At 70.0% G+C, this 15,987-nt stretch carries 15 protein-coding genes and 1 tRNA gene; 8 read left to right on the forward strand and 8 right to left on the reverse strand.

What is annotated here, in order from left to right; translation table 11 throughout:
* Both BOX17_RS02165 and BOX17_RS02170 read right to left on the reverse strand, forming a co-directional pair.
* Entirely contained in the window at nucleotides 1-1,128 is a 1,128-nt protein-coding gene (locus tag BOX17_RS02165; protein ID WP_071946559.1) for an ABC transporter ATP-binding protein, read from the reverse strand.
* Between the two features lie 32 nt (nucleotides 1,129-1,160).
* Entirely contained in the window at nucleotides 1,161-2,453 is a 1,293-nt protein-coding gene (locus tag BOX17_RS02170) for an NAD(P)/FAD-dependent oxidoreductase (RefSeq protein ID WP_071941856.1), read from the reverse strand.
* 432 nt (nucleotides 2,454-2,885) lie between these two features.
* On the opposite strand from BOX17_RS02170, the gene aptA reads away from it, so the two are divergent.
* On the forward strand, nucleotides 2,886-4,244 hold the full coding sequence (gene aptA, locus BOX17_RS02175; RefSeq protein ID WP_071941857.1) for an omega-aminotransferase AptA: 1,359 nt from the start codon (nucleotides 2,886-2,888) through the stop codon (nucleotides 4,242-4,244).
* A 24-nt stretch (nucleotides 4,245-4,268) separates the two neighbouring features.
* Here aptA and BOX17_RS02180 read toward each other — a convergent pair whose 3' ends face one another.
* From BOX17_RS02180 to hemA, 6 genes are all read right to left on the reverse strand, one after another.
* Entirely contained in the window at nucleotides 4,269-5,174 is a 906-nt protein-coding gene (locus BOX17_RS02180; RefSeq protein ID WP_071941858.1) for a LysR family transcriptional regulator, read from the reverse strand.
* 10 nt (nucleotides 5,175-5,184) lie between these two features.
* Nucleotides 5,185-5,931: a HesA/MoeB/ThiF family protein gene (locus BOX17_RS02185; protein WP_071941859.1), complete on the reverse strand. Its 747-nt coding sequence runs from the start codon at nucleotides 5,929-5,931 to the stop codon at nucleotides 5,185-5,187.
* 8 nt (nucleotides 5,932-5,939) lie between these two features.
* The gene (locus tag BOX17_RS02190) at nucleotides 5,940-6,440 is read right to left on the reverse strand and encodes an Lrp/AsnC ligand binding domain-containing protein (RefSeq protein ID WP_071941860.1); all 501 of its coding nucleotides are present in this window, start codon (nucleotides 6,438-6,440) and stop codon (nucleotides 5,940-5,942) included.
* Between the two features lie 149 nt (nucleotides 6,441-6,589).
* Nucleotides 6,590-7,465, reverse strand: coding sequence for a peptide chain release factor N(5)-glutamine methyltransferase (prmC, locus tag BOX17_RS02195; RefSeq protein ID WP_071941861.1), 876 nt, complete (start codon nucleotides 7,463-7,465; stop codon nucleotides 6,590-6,592).
* Entirely contained in the window at nucleotides 7,462-8,556 is a 1,095-nt protein-coding gene (gene prfA / locus BOX17_RS02200) for a peptide chain release factor 1 (RefSeq protein ID WP_071941862.1), read from the reverse strand. Before prfA ends, prmC begins: the two co-directional genes overlap by 4 nt.
* A 9-nt stretch (nucleotides 8,557-8,565) precedes the next feature.
* The gene (hemA, locus tag BOX17_RS02205) at nucleotides 8,566-9,834 is read right to left on the reverse strand and encodes a glutamyl-tRNA reductase (protein ID WP_071941863.1); all 1,269 of its coding nucleotides are present in this window, start codon (nucleotides 9,832-9,834) and stop codon (nucleotides 8,566-8,568) included.
* A 202-nt stretch (nucleotides 9,835-10,036) separates the two neighbouring features.
* On the opposite strand from hemA, the gene BOX17_RS02210 reads away from it, so the two are divergent.
* The 7 genes from BOX17_RS02210 (at nucleotide 10,037) to pth (ending at nucleotide 15,983) form a co-directional block, all read left to right on the forward strand.
* Nucleotides 10,037-11,818, forward strand: a complete 1,782-nt coding sequence (locus BOX17_RS02210; protein WP_071941864.1) for a tetratricopeptide repeat protein — start codon at nucleotides 10,037-10,039, stop codon at nucleotides 11,816-11,818.
* Nucleotides 11,819-11,833: 15 nt separating this feature from the next.
* Nucleotides 11,834-12,445, forward strand: coding sequence for a lipoprotein insertase outer membrane protein LolB (lolB, locus tag BOX17_RS02215; RefSeq protein WP_071941865.1), 612 nt, complete (start codon nucleotides 11,834-11,836; stop codon nucleotides 12,443-12,445).
* The gene (gene ispE / locus BOX17_RS02220) at nucleotides 12,438-13,319 is read left to right on the forward strand and encodes a 4-(cytidine 5'-diphospho)-2-C-methyl-D-erythritol kinase (RefSeq protein WP_071941866.1); all 882 of its coding nucleotides are present in this window, start codon (nucleotides 12,438-12,440) and stop codon (nucleotides 13,317-13,319) included. Before lolB ends, ispE begins: the two co-directional genes overlap by 8 nt.
* Nucleotides 13,320-13,376: 57 nt before the next feature.
* A tRNA-Gln gene (locus BOX17_RS02225) sits at nucleotides 13,377-13,451 on the forward strand.
* A 63-nt stretch (nucleotides 13,452-13,514) separates the two neighbouring features.
* Complete coding sequence (locus BOX17_RS02230; RefSeq protein WP_208858081.1) at nucleotides 13,515-14,456, forward strand: ribose-phosphate pyrophosphokinase; 942 nt, start codon at nucleotides 13,515-13,517, stop codon at nucleotides 14,454-14,456.
* A gap of 138 nt (nucleotides 14,457-14,594) precedes the next feature.
* Nucleotides 14,595-15,284, forward strand: coding sequence for a 50S ribosomal protein L25/general stress protein Ctc (locus BOX17_RS02235; protein ID WP_071941868.1), 690 nt, complete (start codon nucleotides 14,595-14,597; stop codon nucleotides 15,282-15,284).
* Between the two features lie 114 nt (nucleotides 15,285-15,398).
* Nucleotides 15,399-15,983, forward strand: coding sequence for an aminoacyl-tRNA hydrolase (pth, locus tag BOX17_RS02240; RefSeq protein ID WP_071941869.1), 585 nt, complete (start codon nucleotides 15,399-15,401; stop codon nucleotides 15,981-15,983).
* The last annotated feature ends 4 nt before the right edge of the window (nucleotides 15,984-15,987 follow it).

Here is a 15,987-nt window from a genome sequence, read left to right on the forward strand (position 1 = left end):
TCACTCATCCAGGGTGACCAGGTCTTCCGGCGCCACCGTGACGGTGACCCGGTCGCCCACCTCGGGCAGGTGCCGGCCTCGGTTGCTGAGGGTCGCCTGCAGGGTCGTCCCGCCGATCTCCAGGCGGTACTCGGCATGGCTGCCGCGGTAGAGCCGCTCGCTGACCACCGCCGGCAGGTGGTTGTCGCCCGCCACCTCGCCCGGCAGCAGGTCCAGGGTCTCGGGGCGGATCAGCAGCAGCTCGCCCTCCCCCGCCTCCTCGGCGGACAGCTCGCCGAGCGGCGTGGTCAGCCGGCTCCCCCGGCGGGCGGTGACCGGATACAGGTTGTCGTGGCCCATGAAGCGGGCCACGAAGGCGTTGGCCGGATGCTCGTAGACCTCCCGGGGCGGCCCCACCTGCTGGATCACGCCGCCGTTGAGCACGGCGATGCGATCCGACATCACCATGGCCTCGTCCTGGTCGTGGGTGACGAAGACGAAGGTCATGCCCAGGCGCTTCTGGACCCTCAGCAGCTCCACCTGGAGCTGGCTGCGCAGTCCCGCGTCCAGCGCCGACAGCGGCTCGTCGAGCAGCAGCACGTCGGGCTCGCAGACCAGGGCGCGCGCCAGGGCGATGCGCTGGCGCTGGCCCCCGGAGAGCTGGTCCACCCGCCGGTCCACGAGGTCGCCGAGCTTGATGAAGGCGGCGATCTCGTCGACCTTGGCATCGCGCGTCGTGGCGGCCATGCCGCGCATCTTCAGGCCGAAGGCCAGGTTCTCGCGGACCGAGAGGTGCGGGAAGAGCGCATAGGACTGGAAGACGGTATTGACGCTGCGATGGTGGGGCGGCACCTCGGTGACATCCTTGCCGCCGATGGCCAGGCGACCGTCGTCGGCCTCCTCGAGGCCGGCGAGGATGCGCAGCAGGGTCGTCTTGCCGCAGCCGGAGGGTCCGAGCAGGGTGAAGAACTCGCCGGCCTCGATGGTGAGGTCGACCCCGTCCAGCGCCACGGTGTCACGGCCGAATCGCTTGTGCAGGCCCCGCATCTCGATGGAGGACGCCTGGCGGGCCGCGTCGCCGTGCGCGGTCTCGCCGGCCGGGCGTTCGCTCGGGGAGGCGATGGCGTCCTCCGTGATGGTGTCGTTCATGGGGGTGCCCTCTCGGTTCTCGCCGGCCCGGGTCACAGCCGGTCCCGCAGCTTGTAGAAGTGGGTGGCCAGCACCAGCAGTGGCATGCGCAGCAGGCGTCCGCCGGGAAAGCGGCGATGCGGCATGGCCGCGAAGACGTCGAAGCGCTCGCTCTGGCCGGCGATGGCCTCGGCCAGCAGCTGGCCGGCGAGACCCGCCAGCGCCATGCCATGGCCGGAGTAGCCCTGTGCATAGTAGACGTTGCGCCCCAGCCGGCCGAAGTCCGGCGCGCGGTCCAGGGTGATCGCCACGTCGCCGCCCCAGCGGTACTCGATCGGCACGCCCGCGAGCACGGGGAAGATCCGCGCGATCTTGCCATCCATGCGTGCCTCGAGGTGTCGCGGCTCCCGGCCATCGTAGCTGACCTCGCCGCCGAAGATCAGGCGGCGGTCGGCGGAGAGCCGGTAGTAGTCGAGCACGAAGTTGGCATCCGAGAGGGCATCGTTTCTCGGCAGTACCTGGGCCGCCTGCTCGGGAGAGAGCGGCGCGGTGGCGATCATGTAGTTGGCGGCACGCATGATGCGCCCGGAGAGCGCCGGCTCCAGGCCCGCCTGGTAGGCATTGGTACCGAGCACCACGAAGTCGGCCGTGACCCTCCCCCGCTCGGTGACCACGGTGGCCGGCTGCCCGTGGCGGATCTCGACGGCGGCGCTGTGCTCGTGGATGGCCACGCCGGCACGACGGGCCGCCCGGGCCAGGCCCAGGGTGTAGTTGAGCGGATGGAGGTGGCCGCCCTCGGCATCGAAGAGGGCGGCCGGATAGGCATCGCTCACCACGTGCTCGCGAAGGGCATCGCCCTCGAGCAGGCTGAGGGCCTCGTAGTCGAAGTCGCGGGCCATGCGCTCACGGAACGCCTGGAGCTCGCGCACCTGGCGCGGCTTCACCGCCGCATGCAGGTAGCCCCAGGAGAGTTCGCAGGGGATGTCATGGCGCTCGATCAGCGCCGCCGTCAGGCGCACCGCCTCGCGGCTCATCTCCCAGACCTCCCGGGCCCGGGCATGGCCCAGCGCCTTCTCCACGGTGGCGATGTCGGTGCCCAGGCCCGGCAGGATCTGGCCTCCGCTGCGCCCCGAGGCGCCATGTCCGATCTCGCCGGCCTCGAGCAGCACCACCGAGTAGCCGCGCTCGGCCAGATGCAGGGCCGCCGAGCACCCGGTGATGCCGCCGCCGATCACGCAGACATCGGCCCGCGCCTCCCCCTCCAGCGGGGGACAGTCGCCGAGTTGGACGGCGATGGAGGCGCGATACCAGGAGGCGGGGTGCTCCGGGGAGGGGGAGGACGACATGCGGGAAACCTGTCCGTTCTTGCGCGCTGCGCTGGTTGTTGTTGGCACCCTTCCCGGCGAAGATGGCACGGAAAAGGCGACCTCAGTTTGACACCAGCGCAGCGATGACTGTCAAGTATTTAATACCTTGATGATCGCCTGGCCTCACTCCCCACCAGGCAACCTCGCCCCCTCTCCAAGACAGAACACTGTTGTTAAATGGGTATATCAAGCGACGCGAGCAACAGGGGGGCGGACACGCCGCCGCACTCCCGGCCCCATATCGTCAAGTAATAACCATCACCCGCCTGACCTACCCTGGCCACGGGTCACGCCAGGGCCCCGCTGTCACGTCAGCCTTCACTCACGCAAGGGTCAGCAGGAGAGCCTTTTATCGACTCGACACACCCCCCATGCTCCAGTGAGGACCATGATCCAAACGAGGAGACCACCATGACGGCGTCGACTGCTTCTACCCCACATGCCGTCGAGCGCGGCAGAGAGCCCAGCCCGCTCAACCACCACTTCTGGATGCCGTTCAGCGCCAACCGTGACTTCCATGCCCATCCGCGGATGATCACGGCGGCCGAGGGACGCTACTTCATCGATGACCGTGGCCGGCGACTTTTCGACTCGCTCTCCGGGCTCTGGACCTGCGGCGCCGGCCACAACCGTGTCGAGATCCAGCAGGCGGTGGCGGCCCAGCTGGGCCGGCTGGACTACGCTCCGGGCTTCCAGGTCGCCCACCCGCTCGCCTTCGAGCTGGCCGAACGGGTGGCGGCGCTGACCCCGCCGGGGCTGGACCACGTCTTCTTCACCGACTCCGGCTCCGAGTCCGCGGACACGGCGGTGAAGATGGCGCGCGCCTACTGGCGCCTCCAGGGGCGTCCCGAGAAGACCCGGCTGATCGGGCGCGCCAAGGGCTACCATGGCGTGAACGTGGGAGGCACCAGCCTCGGCGGGATCGGCGGCAACCGCAAGCACTACGGCCAGTTGCTGGACGTCACCCACCTGCCCCACACCCTGCAGCCCGCCCTCGCCTTCACCCGCGGCCAGGCCGAGACGGGCGCCGAGCTCGCCGACGCCCTGCTCGACCAGATCGCCCTGCACGACGCCTCCAGCATCGCCGCCGTGATCGTCGAGCCGATGTCCGGTTCAGCCGGGGTGATCGTGCCGCCGAGGGGCTACCTCGAGCGGCTGCGCGAGATCTGCACCGCCCACGACATCCTGCTGATCTTCGACGAGGTGATCACCGCCTTCGGCCGGGCCGGTGCCCGGACCGGGGCCGAGGCCTTCGGCGTCACCCCGGACATCATGAACGTGGCCAAGCAGCTCACCAACGGCGCGGTGCCCATGGGGGCCGTGATCGCCTCCCGAGAGATCTTCGACACCTTCATGGCCGGCGGCGGCCCCGCCCACGCCATCGAGTTCCCCCACGGCTACACCTACAGCGCCCACCCGGTGGCCTGCGCCGCCGGCCTCGCGACCCTGGATCTTTTCGAGCGCGAGGACTTCCCCGGGCAGGTGCGGGCCATCGCTCCGACGTTCGAGAAGAAGCTCCACGCCCTCAGGGGCCGTCCGCACGTGGTGGATATCCGCAACCATGGCCTGGCCGGGGCCCTGCAGCTCGCCCCCCGTGACGGTGACCCGACCATCCGCCCCCGGGACGCCCACCTGGCGCTCTGGGAGGCGGGCTTCTACGTGCGCTATGGCGGCGATACCCTGCAGTTCGGGCCGCCGTTCGGCAGCACGGAGACGGAGCTCGAGCGGCTCTTCGATGCCGTGGCGACGACCCTGGATCGACTGGCGTGATGGGCGATCCGGCCGTTTGGCTGCCTAGCCGAGCGCGGCCAGAAAGGCCTCGAGCACGCGATGGGGGCGTCGGTCGCGCTGGGTGATGGCCACCAGGGGAATCCGGTAGCGGCAGCTGTCGGGGCACAGCGTCCTCAGCCGGCCGGCCGCCACCCAGGGGGCCGCCAGGTGGTCGGGCAGGTAGCCGATGTAGCAGCCGGTGAGGATCAGGAAGGCCGCCCCCTCACGGTCCGATGCCGTGGCGGCCCCGCGCAGTCTCGCATGGGCCGCCCGAGCGGCCTCCGGCAAGGGATAGCCGGGCACCACTGCCTCATGGGCATCGAGACGCTGCGGGTTCGTCACCGCCTCGCCGAAAAGCGGATGGGTGTCGGCACAGTAGAGAAGGGAGTGCTCGTCGTAGAGCGCCTCACTCGCCAGGCTCGACGGCAGATTGACCTCTGGCACGACCCCCACGTGCAGCCGGCCGTCCACCACGCCCCGGGCGATGCTGTCGGGCGCCTCCATGGCGATGTTGATGCGCACCTCCGGGCCCCGCGCCTTGAGCTCGGCCAGGGCGTGGGTGATATGCATCTCGGGCATGCTGACCAGGTTGTCGGTGATGCCGATGTTGAGCTCGCCACGCAGGCTCTCGTGCAGCCCGTTCACCTCGGTGCGAAAGGTCTCCAGAGAGGCCAGCAGGGTGAGGCCCGCCTCATATACCTGGCGCCCCTCCTCGGTAAGCGAGAAGCCTCCGCGGCCTCGCTGGCAGAGCCTCAGCCCCAGGCGACGTTCCAGATCGTTCATGTGCAGGCTGATGGCCGAGCGGCCAACGCCGAGCACCCCCTCGGCGGCGGAGAAGCCGCCGCACTCCACCACCGCCTTGAAGACGCGGATCAAGCGGATGTCGAAGTCGCTGACCTGACCAAGGGGTACCACCTGGTGATCGGTCATGGGACCCTCCTCAGGCCGTGCCGCAGACCGGACAGGCGGGATCTCTCGGCACGCCGAAGTGTCGCCACTGGCCGGTGAGTCCGTCGAAGGTGGAGAGGCCACGATGGGGTGTGCCGGCGCCGCTGACGATCTTGATCGCCTCCAGGGCCTGGAAGCTGCCGATCAGCCCCACCAGGGGTGCCACCACGCCGTTCTCGGCACAGCTGAGTTCCTCGTCGCCCGCCCCGGGGGGATAGAGGCAGGCATAGCAGGGCGCCTCGGGGTCGCGGGGATCGAAGACAGCCAGCTGGCCGGAGAAGCGGATCGCCGCCCCCGAGACCAGCGGCACCCCCGCCGCGCGGCAGGCGGCATTGATGGCATAGCGGCTGGAGAAGCGGTCGGTGCAGTCGAGCACCACGTCGGCCTCGGCGGCCGCCCGGGCCAAGGCCTCGCCGTCCAGGTAGTCGTCTATCGCCCGCACCGAAACGTCGGGGTTGAGGGCGAGCGCCGCCTCGCGGGCCGACTCGGCCTTATTGCGCCCGATGTCCGCGGTGGCGTGGGCGACCTGGCGCTGCAGGTTGGAGAGCTCCACCTCGTCGGCATCGGCCAGGGTCAGGCGGCCGAGGCCCGCGGCGGCCAGGTACAGCGCCACCGGCGAACCAAGCCCGCCGGCGCCGATCACCAGGGCATGGCCGGCCAGCAGGCGCTCCTGGCCCTCGATGTCGATCTGCTCGAGCATGATCTGCCGGCTGTAGCGCAGCAGGGTGGCGTCATCCATGGACGGGCTCACTTCTCCTCGAACTCCTCGATGTCCGGCACGTGGAGGCTGAAGTCCTCCTTGACCTCTTCCATCACCACGTAGCTCTTGGACTCCTTGACCCCGGGCAGGGTCAGGACCACGTCGCCGAGCAGCTGGCGGTAGGCGGACATCTCCGGGATCCGGCACTTGAGGATGTAGTCGAACTGCCCCGAGACGAGATGGCACTCCTGGATCTGCGGCAGCTTGGCCACGGCGCGACGGAACTCGTCGAACACCGCCGGCGACTGGGTCTCCAGGCTGATCTCGACGAACACCAGCAGGTTCGCCTTGAGGGCGCGCGGGTCGAGCAGCGCCTTGTAGCCGCGGATGATGCCGGCACGCTCGAGGCGCTTGACGCGCTCCAGGCAGGGCGTGGTGGAGAGGCCGACCTGGGAGGCCAGGTCGACATAGGAGATGCGGGCGTTCTCCTGCAGGCAGCGCAGGATCTTGAGGTCGATGCGGTCGAGCGAGCGGGTCTTGGCTTTCATTGTCGTTGGCATGCCGGAATGGTGGGTCTTTCACGCCGTCGCGACAGTACGATCACCTGAAAATCACCCCACCGCAGGGTTCCCGGTGGGCTTCACGCATGCAAAGGCGACGAGACGTGGCGTTTTTTCCTGCAGGAAGATGTACCACATCACGACCGTGGGGCTCCAGCCCCCTCCTCGACCCGTCGCCCCACACTGACCCGGGGATGGCCACCCAGGTCGCGCAGGCTCGCGACCTCGACGAAGCCGGCCGCGGTGAGCACGTCGCGCACCGCCTCGGCCTGCTCAAAGCCGTGCTCGAGCAGCAGGAAGCCGCCCGGGGCCAGGTACCGCCAGGCCTCGCGCACCAGGTGGCGCAGGTCGGCCAGGCCGCCGTCGGCCGCCACCAGGGCGCTGCGCGGCTCGAAGCGCACGTCCCCCCGGGCCAGGTGCGGGTCGTCCGCGGCGATGTAGGGCGGGTTCGAGACGATGAGGTCGAAGCGCTCGCCGGCGCTGTCATCGACCAGGGCGGCGAACCAGTCGCTCTCGCGGAAGGTAACGTTGGGGATGGCGAGCCGCTCGGCGTTCTGCCGAGCCAGACTCACGGCCTCGGGTCGCAGGTCGACCCCGAGTACCGACCAGCCGGGCCGCTCGCTGGCAAAGGCCAGGGCGATCGCCCCGGTGCCGGTGCCGAGGTCCAGCAGCCGTCCCCGGGGAGGCGTGGCCCGCTCCAGGGCCGCCTCCACCAGGCGCTCGGTGTCGGGCCGGGGGATCAGGGTGTGCGGCGAGGTGGCGAGCCGCAGGCCCCAGAACTCCCGTTCACCGGTCAGGTAGGCGATAGGCTGGCCCTGGGCGCGGGCCGCCACCAGCGCCTCGAAGCGGGCCCACTCGAAGACCGGCGCCTCGCGGTCTCCCCAGGTGTAGAGCCAGGTGCGGTCCACGCCCAGCACGTGGCAGAGCAGCACCTCGGCATCGAGCCGCGCGCTCGGCGAGCCGGCGGCCGAGAGCCGCGCCGCGGCCTGGGCCAGCAGGCGATCCAGGGTCATCCGGCGTCCTGCTGGAGGGCCGCCAGCTGCTCGGCCTGGTACTCGTGGATCAGCGGCTCGACCACGTCGTCTAGCTGCTCGCCGCTGACCACCTCGTTGAGCTTGTAGAGCGTCAGGTTGATGCGGTGATCGGTGACCCGGCCCTGGGGGAAGTTGTAGGTGCGGATGCGCTCGCTGCGATCGCCGGACCCTACCAGGGAGCGCCGGGCGTCGGCCTGCTGCTGGCGCTGGCTGGCCACGGCCGACTGCTTCAGGCGAGCGGCCAGCAGCGACATCGCCTTGGCGCGGTTCTTGTGCTGGCTGCGCTCCTCCTGGCACTCCACCACCACGCCGGTGGGCAGGTGGGTGATGCGGATGGCGGAGTCGGTGGTGTTGACGTGCTGGCCGCCGGCGCCGCTGGAGCGGAAGGTGTCGACCCTGAGGTCGCCTGAATCGATGTCGATGTCGCCGACCTCGTCGGCCTCTGGCATCACCGCCACGGTACAGGCCGAGGTGTGGATGCGGCCCTGGGACTCGGTGGCCGGCACCCGCTGCACCCGGTGGGCGCCGGACTCGAACTTGAGGCGCGCATAGACCCCCTCGCCCTTGATCCGCGAGATGATCTCCTTGTAGCCGCCCTGCTCGCCGTGGCTGGCGCTGACCACCTCGACCTTCCAGCCGTGCTGTTCGGCGTAGCGGGAGTACATGCGGAAGAGGTCGCCGGCGAACAGCGCCGCCTCGTCGCCACCGGTGCCGGCGCGGATCTCCAGGAAGACGTTGCGGCGATCGTCGGGGTCCTTCGGCACCAGCAGCTGCTTGAGCCGGACCTCGAGGGCCTCAAGCCGCTCGCGCCCCTCGTCGCGCTCGAGCTCGGCCAGCTCGCGCATCTCGGCATCGGCATCGCCCAGCAGCTGCTCGGCGGAGGCGATGTCGGCCTCCACGGCGAGGTACTCGCGCCAGGCCTCCACCAGCGGTTCGAGCTCGGCGTATTCCCGCGAGTAGTCGCGGAAGCGGGTCTGGTCGCTGATCACCTCGGGCTCCGCCAGCAGGGCGGCGAGCTCCTCGAAGCGCTCGATGAAGGCATCGAGGCGCTGGCGCAGGGTGGCTTTCATCGGCGCATCCTATCGGGAGTGGTCGTTGGATTCGTCCAGCAGAAGGGTCGTGGCGGCGTCCAGCAGGTCACGATGCTCCTGCGAGGCCGCCTCGCGCATCGCCACCGTGGGGCGATGCAGCAGGCGGTTGGTCAACTGGTGGGCCAGGCGGCGGATCACCTCCTCGGGGTCCTCGCCGCGGGCGAGCCGGGCCAGCGCCTGCTGCTCGGAGAGCTCGCGCACGGCCTGGCCCCGGGCGCGCACGTCGCGGATCAGCTCGCCGCCGCTGCGGATGCGGCGCTCGTGCTGCCAGTTGCCCACGCCGTGCTCGATCAGCGACTCGGCCTGGTCGGCCGCCACCTGGCGATGCCGGCGGTTCTCCTCGATGACCTCCTGGAGGTCATCGACGGTATAGAGGAAGACGTCGGCGAGCTCCCCGACCTCCGGCTCGATGTCCCGGGGAACCGCGATGTCGACCATGAAGACGGGGCGATGGCGACGCTTCCTGAGGGCCCGCTCGACCATGCCCTTGCCGAGGATCGGCAGGGGGGCGGCGGTGGAGGAGATCACGATATCGGCCTCCACCAGGGCCTCGGGGATCGCATCGAGGGTGATCGCCTCGCCCCCCAGCGGACCGGAGATGACCTCCGCCCGCTCGCGGGTGCGGTTGGCCACGGTCAGCTGGCGAACGCCGGCCTCGTGGAGGTGACGCGCCACCAGCTCGATGGTCTCGCCGGCCCCGATCAGCAGCGCCCGCGAGCGGCTGAAGTCGCCGAAGATGCGGCTGGCCAGGCTCACGGCCGCGTAGGCCACCGACACCGGGTTGCGGCCGATGCCGGTCTCGGTGCGCACCTGCTTGGCCACGGCGAAGGTGTTCTGGAACAGGCACTCGAGCTCCCCGCCCAGTCCCCGGGCCTGCCGGGCCGCCTGGTAGGCATCCTTGAGCTGGCCCAGTATCTGGGGTTCGCCCAGCACCATGGAATCCAGCCCCACGGCCACGCGCATCAGGTGGCGCGCCGCCTCGTTCTCGCGGTAATGGTAGGCGCAGCGCATGAGGTCCTCCACCTTCAGGCCGTGGAAGCGCCCCAGCCAGTCGAGGATTTCGCGTTCCCCGGTGGCGCCGGTGACGCAATAGAGCTCGGTGCGGTTGCAGGTGGAGAGCAGCGCCGCCTCGTGCACCTCCGGCAGGGCGCGCAGCTCGGCCAGCGCCGACGCCAGCTGGGTGGGCGAGAAGGCGACCTGCTCGCGCACCTCGACGGTGGCGGTCCGGTGATTGATTCCCAGGGCAAGAAGCGTCATGCGTTCGGCATCTTCGCGAGTCGTGGTTCCGGCAAGGGCGGCATGGTGATATCCGGCGGCGCGGATCGCCCATCCTCGAAGCGCCGCATTCTAGCACAGGCCGAGCGCCGTAAGCGCCCCGGCGTGCCCTGACCGGGATCATGCTTTGCCCGGGCGGGTCGAGCCGTTATGCTGGCGGCTCGGCCACCAGCATGAGACGCGCATGCCCCGCGGAACGCTCCTCCGACTCTCTCGCCACGCTCCCCTGGCTCCCCTGACGCTGGCCCTGCTGCTCGCCGGCTGCCAGGGACTGCCGGGCGCCTCCTCGGCCGACGACCCCGATGACCCGATGGCCGGCGCACCGCCGGTGACCCGGGGCCTGGATGCCGCCGGCCTCTCCGGCCTGCTGCAGGCCGAGCTTTCCGGCCAGCGCGGCGACTACGTCCCGGCCACCCGTGGCTTCCTCGAGGCCGCCGAGCGCTACGACTCCGTGGCCCTCGCCGAGCGCGCCACCCTGGCCGCGCGCTTCAGCGAGGATCCCGACCTGCTCGATGAGGCAGCACGACGCTGGCAGGAACTGGACCCCGGCAGTGCGGCACCCTCGCGCCTGCTCGCCAGCCTTGCCATCCAGCGAGGCGACTGGAACGCCGCCCTGGCCAATCGCCTGGCCGCGATCGAACAGGGCGCCGCGGAGGAGCTGATCGGGCTCGTGGAGGGCGCGCTGGACGCCGGCGCCGATCCGGCCCCGCTGCTGGCCAGGCTCCGCGAGCACCTGGCCAGCATTGACGCGGCCCCGACACCGGCCCGCCAAGAGGCCGAACTCGCCACCGCCCTGCTGGAGGCCGCCGCCGGACAGCCGGCCGCGGCCGACCAGCGCCTGGCTCGACTCGCGCGGGAGGCGCCCGAGCTTCCCGAGCTGTGGCAGATACGCGCCCGCCTCGCCCTGGAGCACGAGACCCCCGCGGCGGCGCGGTCGGCCGCGCGTCGGGGCCTGGAGGTATCGCCGGGAGACCCGCGCCTGATGCTGCTGCTGGCCCAGGCCGAACTCGCCCTCGGCAGCGTCGAGGCCGCCGAGGACGCCGTCCAGGACCTGCTCGAGGAGCACGGCGACGATCCGTCGCTGCGCCTGGGACTGGCGCGGCTGTTCCTCGAGCAAGAGCACCTGGCCCCGGCACGCCGCCTGCTGCTGCCGCTGGTCGGCGACGACGAGACCCCGCCGCTGGCCTTCCTGCTGCTGGGCGCCATCGCCGAGGAAGAGGGCGAGATCGACAACGCCCTCCTCTATTACCGCCAGGTGCCGGAGGGAGAGCAGTTCCTTACGGCGCGGCTGAGTGCCGCCCGGATGCTCATCGAGGATGACCGCCTGCTCGACGCGCGGACCTTCCTGCGCCTGGAGCGCCTGCGCCACGAGGACTACGAGAGCGACCTAGCCTCCCTGGAGGTGGAGCTGCTGGACGAGGCCGGCCTGCCCGAACAGGCCAATGCCCTGCTCGACAGCGAGCTGTCGCGTCGCCCGGATGACGAGCAGCTACGCTACCAGCGCGCCATGCGCGCCTTCGCCGACGACGACCTTGCGGCCATGGAAGCGGACCTGCGCCACATCATCGAGCACGACCCCGACAACGCCAACGCCCTCAATGCCCTGGGCTATACCCTCGCCGATGCCGACCTCGAAGGTCGACTGGACGAGGCGCGCGAGCTGATCGAGCGGGCCCACGAACTGGAGCCGGACAACCCGGCGATCCTCGACAGCCTGGGCTGGGTCCGCTATCGCCAGGGCGACGCCGCCGGCGCCCTGCCCTGGCTAGAGCGCGCCTGGTCGGCCATGCCCGACCAGGAGATCGCCGCCCACCTGATCGAGGTGCTCTGGGTGCTGGGCGAGGAAGAGAGGGCCCGGTCCCTGCTCGAGGAGGTCCGGCAGCGCTTCGAAGAGCGCCCACTGATCGACGAACTGCTCAATCGCCGGCCCGAGCTGGATGGCGCGGGCGCGCCGGCGGCCCCCTGACGAACGGATGCTGACATGACGAGACTCCCGCGACTGCTGATCCTGCTGCTGGCCCTGACCCTGCTGGCCGGCTGCGCCGGCCGGCCGCCCGTCCCCGAGGGAGAGCGCGCGGCCGGGCAGTGGGAGGCCCAGCGCCAGCGTCTGGCCGACCTCGACACCTGGATGCTGGTCGGCAAGGTCGGCCTGCGCACCCCCGAGGACTCCACCAGCGCAAACCTGGACTGGAGCCAGCACCCCTACTATTACCGCCTGCTCATCAGCGGCCCCTTCGGCAGCGGCCGCAGCACCCTGGAGGGGCGCGAGGGACGCTTCTCGCTCACCACCGCCGAGGGGCGCTTCGAGGCCGAGACCCCGGAGGCCCTGATGGGACAGCAACTGGGCTGGTCGCTGCCGGTCAGCGCCCTCTCCGAGTGGATCCGCGGCCTGCCCGCCGAGGGCAGCGCCCATCGAATGGAGCGCGACGACCTGGGCTTCCCCCGCCGCCTCGAACAGGACGGGTGGGACATCGCCTACCGCGACTGGACGCGCGTCGAGGGCCTCTGGCTCCCCCGCAAGATGGTGATGACCTACGACACCCTGCGGGCCACCCTGGTGGTCACCGAGTGGCGCCCCGCCCTCGATGAGTGACGCCATTCCCCACCTCGACCCGGCCGCCGACACGCTCGTGCTGCCGGCCCCGGCCAAGCTGAATCGCCTGCTGCACATCACGGGCCGCCGGCCGGATGGCTACCACGAGTTGCAGACGCTGTTCCAGTTCCTCGACATCGGCGACACCCTCACCCTGCGCCGCCGCGAGGACGGCGAGCTGCGCCTCACGCCGGCCATCGACGGCGTCGATGACGAGGACAACCTGGTCATGCGGGCCGCCCGCCTTCTCCAGGCCGAGGCCGGCGGACGGCGGGGTGCCGAGATTCACCTCGACAAGCGGCTGCCCATGGGCGGGGGGCTTGGCGGCGGGAGCTCGGATGCCGCCACCGCCCTGCTCGGCCTAGACGCCCTCTGGGGACTCGGCCTGGACCTTGAAACGCTGGCGCGCCTGGGCCTCGCCCTCGGGGCCGACGTCCCGGTGTTCGTGCACGGTCATGCCGCCTGGGCCGAGGGCATCGGTGAGCGCCTGACGCCCGTGTCCCTCGACACCCCCTGGTTCGTGGTGATCCACCCCGGCGTGACGGTCTCCACCCCGGCGGTGTTCGGGGCGCCCGAATTGACACGCGATACCCCCCCGATTACCATGGCGCGCGCACTGCAGGGGGGAGCGGGGAGCTGGCGCAACGACTGCGAGCCCACCGTCCGGAGACAGTATCCCGAGGTGGCACGTGCACTCGACTGGCTGGCACGTCGAGCACCGGCGATGCTGACCGGCACCGGCGCCTGTGTCTTCGCCCGGCTCGAGACCGAGCCGCAGGCAGACCGTCTCCTGGCCGAGGTTCCCAAGGGCTGGCAGGCCTTCAAGGCACACGGCCTGAACCGCTCACCTCTTCATGCTGCGCTGGGTCGATGACCCTCGTCGCCCAGGGGCGTCGAGGCTTCCTCGTCATTCCGGTGCGGAGCTGATTGCTGGGGCATAGCCAAGCGGTAAGGCAGCGGTTTTTGGTATCGCCATGCGGAGGTTCGAATCCTCCTGCCCCAGCCATTCCGTCCCGACGGACCGTCGACCCCAACCCCTGAAGACCCAACACAGCAAAGGTGGCTGCGCGTGTCAAAATTGATGGTTTTCGCCGGGAATGCCAATCCCGAGCTCGCCCGAAAGGTCGCCGAGAGTCTGGATACCCGCCAGGGCAACGCCACGGTGGGACAGTTCAGCGACGGCGAAGTCGCGGTCGAGATCAACGAGAACGTGCGCGGCAAGGATGTCTTCGTCCTGCAGCCCACCTGTGCACCGACCAATGACAACCTGATGGAGCTGATCCTGATGGTGGACGCCCTACGACGCGCCTCCGCCACCCGGATCACCGCCGTGGTCCCCTACTTCGGCTATGCCCGCCAGGATCGCCGCGTGCGCTCCGCCCGCGTGCCGATCTCCGCCAAGATCGTCGCCGACATGATGGTCAAGGCCGGTGTCGACCGGGTCATGACCATGGACCTGCACGCCGACCAGATCCAGGGCTTCTTCGACGTGCCGGTGGACAACGTCTACGGCTCGCCGATCCTGCTCGACGACATCGAGCGCCAGAACTACGACGACCTGGTCGTGGTCTCGCCGGACGTCGGCGGCGTGGTCCGGGCCCGGGCCATCGCCAAGCAGCTCAATGCCGACCTGGCGATCATCGACAAGCGCCGCCCGTCGGCCAACCAGGCCCAGGTGATGCATATCATCGGCGAGATCGAGAACCGCACCTGCGTGGTGGTGGACGATATGATCGATACCGCCGGCACCCTCTGCAAGGCCGGCGAGGCCTTGAAGGAGCGCGGTGCCCGGCGCGTGGTGGCCTACGCCACCCACCCGATCCTGTCCGGCCCCGCCGTGGACAACATCGCCGGTTCGGTCCTCGACGAGGTCGTGGTGACCGACACCATCCCGCTGTCCGAGACCGCGCGTCGCAGCGGGACGATCCGTCAGCTCAGCGTGGCCGGGCTGATCGCCGAGGCGATCCGCCGGGTCAGCAACGAGGAATCCGTCAGCGCCATGTTCCACTGATGCTCTCGCCGTCGAGCCCCGCTCGGCGGATGGCATAGGGGACGAGGCGCCGGAGCAGCGCCCTTCGGGGCTCCCGGAAGCGTCGTGGTCTGGTCGCGGGCCACGGCGTCTTCCTTACTTCCAGAAAGAGGCAATTTCATGTCCGATTACACACTCAATGCCAGCGTTCGAAACGACCTGGGGAAAGGTGCGAGCCGCCGCCTGCGTCGTGCGAACGAACAGGTGCCGGCCATCATCTATGGTGGTGAGCAGGCGCCGCAGCCGATCGCCGTCGACAAGACCAGCTTCTACAAGGCGCTGGAAGACGAGGCTTTCTTCTCCTCCATCATCAACCTGCAGGTGGACGGCAAGGCCCAGCAGGTCGTGGTGCGTGATCTGCAGCGCCACCCCTTCAAGCCGCTGATCACCCACGCCGACTTCCTGCGCGTGGACGCCACCCACGAGATCACCCTGCGGGTGCCGTTGCACGTGATCGGCGAGGACGCCAGCAAGGCCATCAAGGACGAGGACGGCGAGCTTCACCTCCTCGCCTCCGAGGTGGAGATCAGCTGCCTGCCGAAGGATCTGCCGGAGTACCTGGAAGTCGACATCAGCGATGTCGAGCTGGGCAGCACCCTGCACCTGTCCGACCTCACGGTGCCGGCCGGCGTGACGCTGGTCGCGCTGACCCACGGTGAGGACCACGACAACGCCGTGCTGAGCGTCACCAAGGCCAAGGTCCGCGCCGAGGAAGAGGAAGAAGGCGAAGAGGCCGCCGGCGAGGAAGCCAAGGGCGAAGAGCCCAAGGACGAGGAGTCCAAGGGCGAGGACGAGGGCGACACCGAGTAATCGGCCGTTGCCGGCGGGCATGTCGAACCCTCGGCATGCCCGCCTCGTCTTCCGGAATCAAGCGCCTCGGCGCTTGATTTTTTTTGCCATCACACCGCACGCGAGGAGATCGCCATGAGCCAGCTGAAAGCGATCATCGGTCTGGGCAACCCCGGGGCCGACTACGAGGCCACCCGCCACAACGCCGGTGCCTGGCTGGTGCAGGCCGTGGCGAGGGCGGCGGGCGGCGAGCTGCGCCCCGACAAGAAGTTCCTGGGCCTGCATGCGCGGGTGAAGCTCGACGGTCAGGAGCTGCACCTTCTCGAGCCCACCACCTTCATGAACCGCAGCGGCGGTGCCGTGGCGGCCCTCACCCAATTCTTCAAACTCGCGCCCGACGAGCTGCTGGTAGCCCACGACGAGCTCGACATGCCGCCGGGCACGGCGCGCTACAAGACCGGCGGCGGTCACGGCGGCCACAACGGCCTGCGCGACATCATCCGCGCCCTGGGCAACGACCGGTCGTTCCATCGCCTGCGCATCGGTATCGGCCACCCCGGCGACGCTCGCCAGGTGACCCATTACGTGCTGGGTCGCCCCGGCAAGGCGGAGCGCACCGCCATCGATGCCGCCATCGACGAGTGCCTGGCCACCCTGCCCCAGGCCGTCGAGGGCGACTGGGCGAAGGCCATGAACCGGCTGCACAGCTTCAAGGGCTGAGTCG

The organism is Halomonas aestuarii (assembly GCF_001886615.1).
Classification (GTDB): domain Bacteria; phylum Pseudomonadota; class Gammaproteobacteria; order Pseudomonadales; family Halomonadaceae; genus Halomonas; species Halomonas aestuarii.